This window comes from Fuscovulum blasticum DSM 2131 (assembly GCF_003034965.1).
Lineage (GTDB): Bacteria > Pseudomonadota > Alphaproteobacteria > Rhodobacterales > Rhodobacteraceae > Pseudogemmobacter > Pseudogemmobacter blasticus.
The window spans coordinates 1-12,357 of the sequence record NZ_PZKE01000002.1 but is presented as its reverse complement, the minus strand read 5'-3'; the positions used below and the strand labels follow the sequence as shown (position 1 = coordinate 12,357).

Sequence of the window (12,357 nt, the reverse complement as noted above, 5' to 3'; positions counted from 1 at the left end):
TACTTGTCTAGTTGTATAGATAAACAGACAACTTCGCAAGATGTCGAGGACCGGATGACCGAGACCCCAATCACCGCCCGGCAGGACTGGATGTCCGTGCTGGCCAAGGCGCCGCCGGCGCGGCTGGCCGCGCTGATGCCCGACTTGCCGCCACATGACCTGCTGCGCAGCCCGGAAACTGGCGCCGTGATGGTGCGGGGCCGGGCAGGGGCCACGGGGGCCGCCTTCAACCTGGGCGAAATGACCGTCACCCGCTGTTCGGTGCGGCTGGCGGGCGGCGCAGTGGGCCATGCCTGGGTGCAGGGCCGCGACCGCGCCCATGCCACCCGCGCCGCCGTGGCCGATGCGCTGATGCAGACCGAGGCTGCGCCGCGCGTCCGGGCCGATGTGCTTGAGGTGCTGCGGGCCGAGGCCGAGGGGCGCCGCGCCGCCCGCGCCGCCCGCGCGGCGGCCACCAAGGTTGATTTCTTCACCATGGTCCGGGGAGAGGACGCATGACCGCCGATGTTCTGACCAGCCTGTCGGGCGGCTTTGCCGAGGCGCCTGTGCAATCGGCCCGCGCCTTTCGCGCGCTGATGGAGGCGATGGCGCGGCCCGGCACGATTCACCGGGTTGACGGCGCGCAGCCGCCCGCGCCGCTGTCCCCGGCGGCGGGCGTGGCGCTGCTGGTGCTGGCCGATGGCACCACGCCGCTGCATCTGGCGGGCGATGCCGATTGCCCGGCGGTGCGCGACTGGGTGGCCTTCCACATTGGCGCGCCGCTGGTCGGGGCGGATGCGGCGGCCTTTGCTCTGGGCCGCTGGTCTGCCTTGCAGCCGGTCAGCCGGTTTCGCATCGGGCAGCCGGATTACCCCGACCGATCGGCGACGCTGATCGTCGAGATGGACCGGCTGGAAAACCGGGGCGCCATGCTGGCCGGCCGGGGATCGAGACGACGGCCAAGCTCAGCCTGCCCGAGACCGAAGCCTTCCGCGCCAACCGGGCGCTGTTTCCGCTGGGCTTCGACACGATCTTCACCTGCGGCGACCATCTTGCCGCGCTGCCCCGGTCCACCCGCGTGGAGGCTGTCTGATGTATGTTGCCGTGAAAGGGGGCGAACGCGCCATCGACAATGCCCATGGCTGGCTGGCCGAGGAGCGCCGGGGCGATCCGGCGGTGCCGGAGCTGACCGTGGCGCAGATCCGCGAACAGATGCGGCTGGCGGTCAACCGGGTCATGGCGGAAGGGTCGCTTTACGACCCCGACCTTGCCGCGCTGGCCATCAAGCAGGCGCGGGGCGATCTGATCGAGGCGGTGTTCCTGATCCGCGCCTATCGCACCACGTTGCCACGGCTGGGGGCGTCGAACCCGGTGGAGACCGCCGCCATGGCGGTGGACCGCCGCATCAGCGCCACCTTCAAGGATCTGCCCGGCGGGCAGGTTCTGGGGCCGACCTTCGATTATACCCATCGCCTGCTGGATTTCCGCTTGGCAGCCGGGGACGAGGTGCCCGCCGCCGCCACGGTGCCCGCGCAGACGGGCCCCGTGCCGCATGTGACCGGCTTCCTGAACCGCGACGGGCTGATCGAGGCTGCGCCGCCCTGCGATGCCGTGCCGCCCGACCTGACGCGCGAACCGCTGGAGCTGCCCGCCGACCGGGCGTTGCGGTTGCAGGCCATCACTCGTGGCGACGAAGGGTTCATCCTGTCGCTGGCCTATTCCACGCAGCGCGGCTATGGCCGCACCCATGCCTTCGTGGGCGAATTGCGCATCGGCGCTGTCGCGGTCGAGGTGGAGATCCCCGAACTGGGCTTCGCGGTCGAGATCGGCGAGGTCGAGCTGACCGAATGCGAGACGGTCAACCAGTTCAAGGGCAGCAAGACCGAACCGCCGCAGTTCACCCGTGGATATGGGCTGGTCTTCGGCCAGAGCGAACGCAAGGCGATTGCCATGTCGCTGGTTGATCGTGCGCTGCGCTGGAAGGAACTGGGCGAGGATTACGTTGGCGCCCCGGCGCAGGATGAGGAATTCGTCCTGTCGCATTGCGACAACATCCAGGCGACCGGGTTTCTGGAACACATCAAGCTGCCGCATTACGTTGATTTTCAGGCCGAGCTGGAACTGATCCGCCGCCTGCGGGCCGAGGCCACGGCGGCAAGCCGGCAGGAGGCGGCGGAATGAGCGGCCTTTCACCAGCGTTGGCTGCGGTCGATCCGATCGCGCAGGGCGATCATCGCGCGAAACAGGGCGCGCAGCTTCAGCCACAGCAGCCAGACCATCGGCCCCAGGACCACGATCACGATGGCGGCCAGCAGGGCGGCGGCGGGCAGGTCGATCTGGCTCAGCGTGGCACCACAGGGCAGGGGGCGGGCGTGTCTGACTACAACTTCGCATATCTTGACGAACAGACCAAGCGGATGATCCGTCGCGCGCTGCTGAAGGCGCTGGCGGTGCCAGGCTATCAGGTGCCCTTCGCCAGCCGGGAAATGCCCATGCCCTATGGCTGGGGCACCGGGGGCGTGCAGGTTACGGCGGCCTGTCTGGTGCCGGAAGACCGGCTCAAGGTCATTGACCAGGGCGCGGATGACACCACCAACGCGGTCAGCATCCGCAAGTTCTTTCAGCGCACGGCGGGCGTTGCCGTGACCGAACACACGGAAGAGGCGACGCTGATCCAGACCCGCCACCGCATCCCCGAACAGCCGCTGCAGGCGGGGCAGATCCTGGTCTATCAGGTGCCGATCCCCGAACCCCTGCGCTTTCTGGAACCGCGCGAGACCGAGACGCGCAAGATGCACGAGCTTGAGGAATACGGGCTGATGCATGTGAAACTGTATGAGGACATCGCGCGCCACGGCCAGATTGCCACCGCCTATGCCTATCCGGTGCGGGTGGAAGGGCGCTATGTGATGGACCCGTCACCCATCCCGAAGTTCGACAATCCGAAACTGTCGGGCAACCCGGCGATCCAGTTGTTCGGCGCGGGGCGGGAACAGCGGATCTATGCGCTGCCGCCGCATAGCCGGGTGGTCAGCCTTGATTTCGACGATCACCCGTTCGAGCCCAGCAAGGCCGCGCAGGACTGCGACCTGTGCGGGGCGGCGCACAGCTATCTGGACGAGGTGATTACCGATGATGCGGGCGGGCGGATGTTCGTCTGTTCCGACACCGATTTCTGCGCCGGGCGGCAGGCGGCGGGCCATCTGGGCCGGCTGGGCACGGCGCAAATTTCTTCGAAGAAATTTGCAAAATCCTTCGAAGGATTTTGCGCAGAGCCCGAGGTTCCGGCATGACGCTGCATTCCGCCTTTCCCGCCGCGCCGCTGCTTTCGGTGTCGGGCCTGACCAAGCGCTATGGTGCGCGCATCGGCTGTGCCGATGTGGGCTTTGACCTTTACCCTGGCGAGGTGCTGGGGATCGTGGGCGAAAGCGGATCGGGCAAATCCACCCTGCTGGCCTGTCTGGCCGGGCATCAGGTGCCGGACGAAGGCCGCATCCTGTATGATGGCCGTGACCTGCGCGCGCTGCCTGAAACCGAACGGCGGCGGCTGTCACGCACCGACTGGGCCTTTGTCCATCAGAATCCGCGTGACGGTCTGCGGATGGGCGTCAGCGCGGGCGGCAATGTGGGCGAACGGCTGATGGCCGTGGGGGCGCGGCATTACGGTCAGATCCGCGGCAAGGCGGCCGACTGGCTGGGACGGGTGGAGATTGCCGCCGACCGGATCGACGACCGGCCAAGCGCCTTTTCCGGCGGGATGCAGCAGCGGTTGCAGATCGCGCGCAATCTGGTGACCGGACCGCGGCTGGTGTTCATGGACGAACCGACCGGGGGTCTTGATGTCAGCGTGCAGGCGCGGCTTCTGGACCTGCTGCGCGGGCTGGTGCGCGACCTTGGCCTGTCGGTCATCATCGTGACGCATGATCTGGCGGTGGTGCGCCTGCTGGCCGACCGGCTGATGGTGATGAAATCGGGCCGGGTGGTCGAGCAGGGCCTGACCGACCAGGTGCTGGACGACCCGCAGCACGCCTATACGCAACTGCTGGTCTCTTCGGTCCTGCAGGTCTGAGCCGATGCTGTTCGCCTATGCCAGCGCCGGCGCGAAGCTGACCCAGATGCCACATTCCGGGCCGCTGGACCCGGCGGTCTGGGTCGATCTTTACAAGCCGATGCCGGCGCAGGTGGAACGGGTGCGGGCGATGGGCCTTGAGGTGCCCACCCCGGCCGAGATGGAAGAGATCGAGCTGTCGAACCGGCTGTATCGGGAAGGCGGGGCCGATTACATGACCGTGGTGCTGCCCGGTCTTGATGAAACCGGGGCGCGGGTTTCGGCCCCGGTCACCTTCATCCTGACCGCCACCCGGCTGATCACCGTCCGCCACCACCGGCCGCGCCCGTTCGAGACCTATCCCACCCGGGCCGACAAGGTGGGCCCCGGCTGCACCGATCCGCGGCGGCTGTTCCTGTCGCTGATGGAGGAAATCATCGGGCGTCTGGCCGACATTCTTGAAGCGGGCGGGGGCGAGCTTGACCAGATCACCGCCCGCGTCTTCGATCTGGGCGGCAGCGACCGCAATCTTGCGGGCGCCTTGCGCGAAATCTCGCAGATGTCGGACCAGATCGCCAAGGTGCGGCTGTCGCTGCTGACGCTGGAACGCGCGATCAGCTATTTCGGCCAGTCGCTGGCCGACGGGGGCGGCGACGGGCTGCGCCCCGTGGTCAAGGGCCTGATGCGCGACATTCAGGCGCTTGAGGTGCATGGCGATTTCCTGACCAACCGCATCGCCATGGCCTCGGACCTGTCGCTGGGCATGATCTCGGTGGCGCAGAACACCACGGTCAAGATCGTGTCTGTCGTGGCGGTGATCTTCCTGCCGCCGACGCTGATCGCCTCGGCCTATGGCATGAACTTTACCGGGATTCCCGAACTGACCTGGGCCTGGGGCTATCAGATGGCGTTGGGGCTGATGCTGGCCTCGGCGGTGGGAACCTTCCTTTTCTTCAAATGGAAACGCTGGCTATGATCCGCATCGAGAACCTGTCGAAATCCTTTACCCTGCACAATCAGGGCGGCGCGGTGCTGCCGGTGATGGCCGGGGCCGGGCTGACGGTGGCGCCCGGCGAATGTGTGGGGCTGACCGGACAGTCGGGGGCGGGCAAGTCCACGCTGATGCGGATGGTCTGGGGCAACTATCTGGCCGCGGGTGGCCATATCTGGGTGGGCGATCTGGACATTGCCCGGGCCGAGCCGCGGCAGATCATCCGGCTGCGGCGGGAAACGCTGGGCTATGTCAGCCAGTTCCTGCGCGTGGTGCCGCGTGTGCCGACGATCGAGGTGGTGGCCGAGCCGCTGTTGCAGCTGGGCACCGACCCGGCGGCGGCGCGGGCGCGGGCGGCCGATCTGCTGGCCCGGCTGAACATTCCCGAACGGCTGTGGGCGCTGTCGCCCACCACGTTTTCCGGCGGCGAGCAGCAGCGGGTGAACATCGCGCGCGGCTTTGCCCACCCCTGTCCGGCGCTGCTGCTGGACGAGCCGACCGCCAGCCTTGATGCGGTGAACCGCGAAGTGGTGCTGACCCTGATCGAAGAGGCCAAGGCCCGGGGCGCGGCCATTCTTGGCATCTTCCATGACGAGGCCGCCCGCGCCCGTGTCTGCGACCGGCTGGTCGATGTGACAGGCTTCACCCCGCAGGCCGCGGCATGATCTTTGCCATTGTCGGCCCTTCGGGCGCGGGAAAGGATACGCTAATCGCCGGGGCCCTGGCCGCGCGGCCCGATCTGCGCCGGGTGCGCCGCGTCATCACCCGGCCCGCCGCGGCCGGGGGCGAGGATTTCGAGGGTGTGTCCGAGGCCGAATTCGCCCGCCGCCGGGACGCGGGCGAGTTCGCGCTGCACTGGCCGGCGCACGGGCTGCATTACGGCATTCCCCGCGCGCAGATCGACGGGCCGGGCGACGCGATCTTCAACGGATCGCGGGCCGCGCTGCGGGCGGCGCGGACGGTTCTGCCCGATCTGCGGGTGATCGTGATCACCGCGCCCGATGCGGTGCTGGCCGAACGGCTGGCCGCACGGGGGCGCGAAAGCGCCGCGGATATTCAGGCGCGGCTGGCGCGTGCGGGCTTTGCCCTGCCCGAAGGGATTGCGGCGGTGACGGTGGTCAATGACGGGGCGCCGGAACGGGGCATTGCCCGGCTTCTGGCCGCGCTTCAGCCGGACAGGGCGTAGCGATGCAGCAGATGGAACCGCCCTTCGGCATCTTCCCCGAACAGGCACAGGTCTTCGATAATGAAGGGCCGGGGCAGGGCGGGGGCGAAATGGTCGTCCAGAACCCGCGCCACCGGCCCGGCCTGATCGGCGGGCAGCCGGTCGGTCAGGGTCAGGTGGAAGCGGAATTCCTCCATCACGAAGGGGTAGCCCCAGCGGGCCAGCAGGTCGCGCTGCCGCGTGCTGAGGGTTTCGGGCCGGCGACGCGCGATTTCGGCCCCGGTCAGGGGGGCGCGGAGGGCATCGGTGCCCTCGACCACGGCGGCGGCCAGGTCCAGCAACGCGGCTTCGCAGCCGGTGGGCGTCAGCGCCAGAAAGCCGTGCAGGTTTTCCAGGTGCAGCCCGTCGCAGGTGACAGGGGCCAGCCTTGCGGCCAGCGCCTGAACCGCTGCGGCAACATCATTGGCCGCAAGCTCCGATGCCGGGCGGAACGGCGCGCGCAGCGTGCCATGGAAGCCGTATTTCCGCGGGTCTGCCGTCAGATCGGCCACCGGGCGCGGCAGGCCGGGCAGGGCAGGCTGCGGCAGGGCCAGCCCCGAGGCCCCGTCCCAGCCCAGCCATGCGGCGGCCCGTTCGGCCAGCGGGCCGGGGCGGGGGGCATAGTAAACGGCGAAACGCTTCATCTGATCCATAAGGGCGGCCTATCCGGGCCATGTCACATGGATGTGACGGCCCGCTGTCATTCCACCGCCAGCCCATGCCGGGCGCAAGACAGGACTTCTGCAAAATGACCGAAACGATCCTTGCCAATGCCGTGCTGGTGCTGCCGGACGACTGTTTTCGCGGCCAGATCCGGCTGGAGGGAGGCCGCATCGCCGACATCGCCGAAGGCAGCGGCGTGCCGGCGGGCGCCATCGACTGCGGCGGCGATCTGGTCATGCCCGGCCTGATCGAGCTGCACACCGACAATCTGGAACGCCATATCGAGCCGCGCCCCAAGGTCAACTGGCCCCATGCCGCCGCCATCATCGCCCATGATGCCGAACTGGCCAGCGTCGGCATCACCACGGTGTTCGATGCGCTGCGGGTGGGGTCGGTCGTGTCGAACGCCAAGGCGAATTACGGGGAATACGCCCGCGCGCTGGCCGATGAGATTCTGGGCCTGCGGGCCGAAGGTGCCTTGCGGATCAGCCATTTCCTGCATCTGCGGGCCGAGGTCTGTTCCGAAACCCTGATCGACGAACTGGCGAAGTTCGGCCCCGAGGACCGGATCGGCATTGTCAGCCTGATGGACCACACCCCCGGCGAGCGGCAGTTCCGCGACATCGGGCAGCTTGAGAAATACGTCTGCGGCAAGCACGGCATTTCGGCCGCCGAGTTCGAGGACCATGTGGCCCGGCAGAAGGCGCTGACCGCCCGGCTGGGGCAGGCGCATGAACAGGCGGCGGTGCAGGCGGCGCGGCGCTATGGCGCGGTGCTGGCCAGCCATGACGATACCGAGACCGCGCATGTGCTGCGGTCTGCCGAACATGGCGCGCATTTCGCCGAGTTCCCGACCACGGTCGAGGCGGCGCGGGCCTGCCATGACCATGGCATCAAGGTGATGATGGGGGCGCCGAACCTGATCCGGGGCGGCAGCCATTCCGGCAATGTCGCCGCGCAGGTGCTGGCCGAGGCCGGGCTTCTTGACATCGTGTCGTCGGACTATGTGCCGTCGTCGCTGCTGTCGGCGGGGCTGATGCTGGGCGATCTGTGGGGGGACATGGCGCGCGGCATCGCCACCGTCACCGCCGCCCCGGCTGACGCCACCGGACTGGCCGACCGTGGCCACCTGCGGCCCGGCGCGCGGGCCGATGTGATCCGGGTGGCCCGGATCGGGTCAGCGGGCGCGGTGCGCGGGGTCTGGGTGCAGGGACGCCGCGCCGCCTGACGGCGCGCGTCAGCCCCGCCAGGGGGGCGCGGCGGCCGAGAGCCGCGCCCAAAGCGCATCGGCCAGCGCCAGCGCCTCGGCCTGTTCGGGGGGCAGGCTGCGCGGCGGCTTGCGCCGTTCCATCGCCAGCGCGACCTCGTAATCGTTCACCGTGCCAAGGGCGTTCTGGATGCGGCGGAAATCGCTGGCGAAGGGGTCTTCGGCCAATCCTGGGAACAGGTCATCGAAGAATTCGCACAGATAGCGCAGGGTCTTCATGTCCTTGCGGAAATCGTGGCGGTCTGCGGGCGGGATGGCCGCCGCCGAGGTGCCATAGCCAAGGCAGCGGTTCCAGGCCTGATCCAGCACCCCGGCGGCAAAGCTGGGCAAGGGGCCGGCCCGCAGGGCAAGCGCGGCTTCGGTGGTGCGGTAGATCTCGCCCCCCGGCTGCACCAGCCGCAAGGCGCGCGGGGCCACCGCCACCGCCTTGTGGCGCCGCAGCCGCTTGCGCGTCTGGTCGCGCAGTTTCTGGTTGCGCTGGCTGCGGACCTCGTGCCCCGGGTCTTCGCGGCGGTCCAGCGTGTAGACATCGCTGTCGCGCACCTGACCCAGATCGCGGAACATCCGCTTGGCGTCATCGCGCAACGCGCCGCGCAGTTTGCGCCGCAGGATCGGGGCAAAGGCATCAAGGCAGGTGGTCAGCCGCCGCAGCGCCACCCGCGTCTTGTGCGGGCCATCGGGGGCATCGCTGTTCAGGAACAGTGCCAGCGAGGCGTCGGTGGAAAACAGGCAATCCTCGACGATGCCGCGAAAGGCGGTTTCGCAGCAGGGTTCCGGGGGCGGAGACAGGGGAGATTCGGGCTGCACGATGACCGCAAGGCTGGGGCTTTCCGGCCCCAGCCTTTGTCATGGTTTGGTAACGGCGGTATGACGCCGCGCGCGCGCCCCGTGCCCGCGATCAGGCGTCGGCTTCGCAGACCTGCCGCTGGGTGCCCAGGCCTTCGATCCCCAGTTCCACCACATCGCCCGGTTTCAGGTAGCGCGGCGGCTTCATCCCCATGCCCACGCCCGGCGGCGTGCCGGTCGAGATCACGTCGCCCGGATGCAGCGTAAAGAACTGCGACAGGTAGCTGACCAGGAAGGGCACCTGATAGACCATGGTCGCGGTCGAGCCGTTCTGCATCGTCTGGCCATTGACCGTCAGCCACATCTGCAAGCTGTTCGGATCGGCCACCTCGTCGCGCGTTACCAGCCAGGGGCCGATGGGGCCGAAATTGTCGGACGATTTGCCCTTGGACCATTGCCCCGCGCGTTCGGTCTGGAACGATCGTTCGGAAACGTCGTTGCAGATCATGTAGCCCGCGATGTGGTTCATCGCATCCGCTTCCGCGATGTATTTCCCCGGCTTGCCGATCACGAAGGCCAGCTCCACCTCCCAGTCGGTCTTGACGCTGCCGCGCGGGATCAGGATCGGGTCGTTCGGGCCGCAGACCGCGCTGGTGTATTTGGCAAAGATCACCGGCTCGGGCGGCACGGCCATGCCGGATTCGGCGGCGTGGTCGGAATAGTTCAGGCCGATGCAGATGAACTTGCCGATGCCGCCCACGGCGGCGCCGATGCGGGGGGTGCCGTCCACCAGCGGCAGGGTCTGGATGTCGATGGATTTCAGGCGGTCAAGATCGGCCAGAACGGCACCGGCGATGTCGGGCACATGGGCCGACAGGTCGCGCAGGCGGCCGGCGCTGTCCAGCACGCCCGGCTTTTCGGCGCCGCGCGCCCCGTATCGCAGCAGTTTCATCGCACATCCTCCGCTTTATGCCGTTTGCACAGGGATGCCATGTTCCACCGCCGCGCGAAACCCCGCGGTGGCCGGAAGGGCATATCAGCCCGCCATGCCCACGGGGACGACATGGTTGTCCCATTGCGGCCCGCCGGTGGTCAGCGGTTCCATCCCCGCCGCCGTGACCCACAGCAGCGCGCCGCCGCCATCGCTGGCCAGAAAGCCGCTGTCCAGCGCCGCCAGCCCGCAGACATCGGCGCGGCGATGCGTGGCCAGATAGGCGCCGGCGGTGTCGAACAGCATCACGGCGCCGCCCTTGGGCGAGGTGATGCCGATCCCGGCCGGCCCCGCCGCGATGGACCCGGCGTAGCCTTTCATCGCGAACATCTCGGCCTCGGCCGGGGGGCACAGCACGGGTGCGCGGCCCGGTGTCCACAGTCCCAGCAGGGGAACCGGCTCGGCCGCGTCGCCTTCCCATTGCATGGCGAAGGCCACGCCATCGCCCGTCAGCGCCAGATGCCGGATCGAGTTCTGGTGCAGTTCGGCGTCCAGCTCGGCCTGATCCAGCACGTCGCCGTCGGACGAGAGCAGCGTCAGGTTCGGGCGCATCGTGTCGATGTTCAGCTTGCTGCGGTCGCCGGGATCGGTGGCAATGCCGCCGTTCGCCACCACCAGCGCGCCCGTGGGCAGGCGCTTCATGTCATGCGGGCCGATGCCGCCGCTGTCCCATTCGCCAAGGCGGGCGTAGGTCCGGCCGTTCCACAGCCCGATCCGCCCTGCCGACCCTTCGGCCACCACTTCCGAGGTCATCAGCAGCGATCCGTCCGCCGAAAACGCGCCATGTCCGTTGAACTGGCGGCCTTCGGGCGGGGTCAGCCGGTGCCGCACCGCGCCGGTCACGCAATCCAGCACCAGGGCAAAGGTGCCGGGGCGGCGGGCGAAGGCCACGGCTTCGGGCCGCAGCGGGTGGGCGGCGGCGGCATGGCCGCGCGCGGGCAGGGGCTGGCGGAAGAGGATTTCGCCCGCTTCCGACAGGCCGCAGATTTCATAGGCCTCGCCGGTCTTGCCGGCGGCAAGGAAGGCCGGGTTCCCCACCGCGGCCCAGCCCGGTTTGGGCATCGCGGCGGCGGCAAGGCCGGCCAGAAAGGCGCGTCGGCTGGCCATCGCGTCAATCCCCGTCCGCGGCGTTGAAGCCAAGGTCCACCCCCAGCACCGCCGCCAGTTCCACCCCTGCCGTGTCGCGGATGGCGGTCACGGCCTGTTGCAGGATTTCCACCTTGAGCCGCCCGCCCGGCGTGGCGACCCCGGCGAAAACCGGATCGTCCAGCGTTTCGGCCAGCGTCAGCGCATGGTCAAACGCGGCCTGCGTCTTTGGCGTGTCGGGGGCCAGCGCCACGGTCAGCGCCCGCAGCGCCTGCAAGTCCAGCACCACGTTGCGCAACGACCGGCCCGAGGCGCGCGCCTCGGCCAGATCGGGGCGGGGCTTGTCGAAGGTGCCCAGCGGGCGGCCAAGCCTTTGGTCGCGCAGGGCTTCCAGCCCGGTATAGATCTGCGTGAACAGCGCCTGCCGCGCCTCCGTCGGGCTGAGGAAGGTGCTGTTGCCCGGTTCGCCCGCCGTTTGCAGCAGCGCGGCATAGCCGCTGTCGCCCTGCCAGTCGGCAGAGACGGCGGCGGCGACCCGGGCCAGATCGGCGGTGGTGGCGCGCAACAGCGGGCAGGGATCGGCGGGCAGCGGCTTTTCGGGCCAGAGCAGCCGTTCCAGCCCCATCAGCCCGCGCGCGGCCACCGATTGCTGGGCAAAGGCGTCGGGCGTCAGCGCGGCGGGATCGGCCTGCAACAGCGCCTTCTGCGCCTTGGCACCCAGACCCTTGGGGTCGGGCCAGAACTGGATTGCCAGCGCCCGCCCGCCATCCTCGACCGGACCCAGCCGCAGCGGCGCCACCGCCATCCAGGCATCGAAGGCGGCGTGGTAGGCCGGGGCCAGAACCGCCGGGTCGCAGCTTTGCTGCGTGGCGGTGTCCAGCGCCGCCGTTGCCGTGGCAAAGGCGGCATAGGCGGGAACGATGAGCTCGGTCACGGCCTCGGCGGTATCGGCCTGCGCGGCGGGGGCGGTCAGAGGCAGAAGGGCCGCAAGGGAGATCAGGGCAAGGCGCATCATGGCTAGAGACTTTCCAGAAACGAGATCAGATCGGCGCGGTCTTCGGCACTTAGCCCGGCAAAGCCGTCGCGGGCGGGTTGCGCTTCGCCGCCATGCCAGAGAATGGCCTCGGTCAGGCTGCGGGCGCGGCCATCATGCAGGAACTGGGTATGGCCGCTGACCCGAGCGGTCAAGCCGATGCCCCACAAGGGCGGGGTGCGCCATTCGCGGCCCGTGGCGCGGCCTTCGGGCCGGTCGTCGGCCAGCCCCGGCCCCATGTCATGCAGCAGCAGGTCACTATAGGGCCAGATCAGTTGGAAACTTTGCTCGAGCCAGTCATCGCGCCGC

Annotated in this window: 14 protein-coding genes and 1 pseudogene; 9 read left to right on the top strand and 6 right to left on the bottom strand. The window is 68.9% G+C overall.

What is annotated here, in order from left to right; genetic code table 11:
- The first annotated feature begins 54 nt into the window (after window positions 1–54).
- The 8 genes and pseudogenes from phnG (at window position 55) to phnN (ending at window position 6,204) form a co-directional block, all read left to right on the top strand.
- Window positions 55–498, top strand: a complete 444-nt coding sequence (gene phnG / locus C5F44_RS02085) for a phosphonate C-P lyase system protein PhnG (RefSeq protein WP_107671861.1) — start codon at window positions 55–57, stop codon at window positions 496–498.
- Window positions 495–1,072: pseudogene (gene phnH / locus C5F44_RS02080) on the top strand (phosphonate C-P lyase system protein PhnH). The gene phnG and the pseudogene phnH overlap by 4 nt, the downstream one beginning before the upstream one ends.
- Window positions 1,072–2,160, top strand: coding sequence for a carbon-phosphorus lyase complex subunit (locus C5F44_RS02075; protein ID WP_107671860.1), 1,089 nt, complete (start codon window positions 1,072–1,074; stop codon window positions 2,158–2,160). Before phnH ends, C5F44_RS02075 begins: the two are co-directional and overlap by 1 nt.
- A 191-nt stretch (window positions 2,161–2,351) precedes the next feature.
- Window positions 2,352–3,272 carry an alpha-D-ribose 1-methylphosphonate 5-phosphate C-P-lyase PhnJ gene (locus C5F44_RS02070; protein WP_107671859.1) on the top strand — a complete coding sequence of 307 codons (921 nt, stop codon included), beginning with the start codon at window positions 2,352–2,354 and terminating at the stop codon, window positions 3,270–3,272.
- Window positions 3,269–4,048, top strand: coding sequence for a phosphonate C-P lyase system protein PhnK (gene phnK, locus C5F44_RS02065; protein ID WP_107671858.1), 780 nt, complete (start codon window positions 3,269–3,271; stop codon window positions 4,046–4,048). Before C5F44_RS02070 ends, phnK begins: the two co-directional genes overlap by 4 nt.
- Before the next feature lie 4 nt (window positions 4,049–4,052).
- Entirely contained in the window at window positions 4,053–5,003 is a 951-nt protein-coding gene (locus tag C5F44_RS02060; RefSeq protein ID WP_107671857.1) for a magnesium transporter CorA family protein, read from the top strand.
- Window positions 5,000–5,683: a phosphonate C-P lyase system protein PhnL gene (gene phnL / locus C5F44_RS02055; protein WP_107671856.1), complete on the top strand. Its 684-nt coding sequence runs from the start codon at window positions 5,000–5,002 to the stop codon at window positions 5,681–5,683. The genes C5F44_RS02060 and phnL overlap by 4 nt, the downstream gene beginning before the upstream one ends.
- Window positions 5,680–6,204: a phosphonate metabolism protein/1,5-bisphosphokinase (PRPP-forming) PhnN gene (gene phnN / locus C5F44_RS02050; protein ID WP_107671855.1), complete on the top strand. Its 525-nt coding sequence runs from the start codon at window positions 5,680–5,682 to the stop codon at window positions 6,202–6,204. Before phnL ends, phnN begins: the two co-directional genes overlap by 4 nt.
- Here phnN and C5F44_RS02045 read toward each other — a convergent pair.
- Window positions 6,186–6,866 carry a DUF1045 domain-containing protein gene (locus tag C5F44_RS02045; protein ID WP_328588445.1) on the bottom strand — a complete coding sequence of 227 codons (681 nt, stop codon included), beginning with the start codon at window positions 6,864–6,866 and terminating at the stop codon, window positions 6,186–6,188. The two genes, phnN and C5F44_RS02045, sit on opposite strands and share 19 nt — an antisense overlap.
- Before the next feature lie 104 nt (window positions 6,867–6,970).
- Between C5F44_RS02045 and C5F44_RS02040 the strand changes: the two genes are divergently transcribed.
- Window positions 6,971–8,113: an alpha-D-ribose 1-methylphosphonate 5-triphosphate diphosphatase gene (locus C5F44_RS02040; RefSeq protein WP_107671853.1), complete on the top strand. Its 1,143-nt coding sequence runs from the start codon at window positions 6,971–6,973 to the stop codon at window positions 8,111–8,113.
- A gap of 9 nt (window positions 8,114–8,122) precedes the next feature.
- Here the strand turns inward: C5F44_RS02040 and C5F44_RS02035 are convergent, their stop codons facing one another.
- The 5 genes from C5F44_RS02035 to C5F44_RS02015 form a co-directional block, all read right to left on the bottom strand.
- A complete protein-coding gene (locus C5F44_RS02035; RefSeq protein ID WP_181318154.1) occupies window positions 8,123–8,959 on the bottom strand; it encodes a CHAD domain-containing protein in 837 nt (278 codons plus the stop codon).
- A gap of 91 nt (window positions 8,960–9,050) precedes the next feature.
- Window positions 9,051–9,890 (bottom strand): fumarylacetoacetate hydrolase family protein, encoded by an 840-nt coding sequence (locus tag C5F44_RS02030; RefSeq protein WP_107671851.1) that lies wholly within the window; start codon window positions 9,888–9,890, stop codon window positions 9,051–9,053.
- 84 nt (window positions 9,891–9,974) lie between these two features.
- Window positions 9,975–11,036 (bottom strand): DUF1513 domain-containing protein, encoded by a 1,062-nt coding sequence (locus C5F44_RS02025; protein ID WP_107671850.1) that lies wholly within the window; start codon window positions 11,034–11,036, stop codon window positions 9,975–9,977.
- 4 nt (window positions 11,037–11,040) lie between these two features.
- Window positions 11,041–12,030, bottom strand: coding sequence for an imelysin family protein (locus C5F44_RS02020; protein ID WP_235822481.1), 990 nt, complete (start codon window positions 12,028–12,030; stop codon window positions 11,041–11,043).
- Between the two features lie 2 nt (window positions 12,031–12,032).
- The coding region (locus C5F44_RS02015; protein ID WP_328588443.1) for a di-heme oxidoredictase family protein at window positions 12,033–12,357 on the bottom strand (325 nt) is incomplete at its 5' end.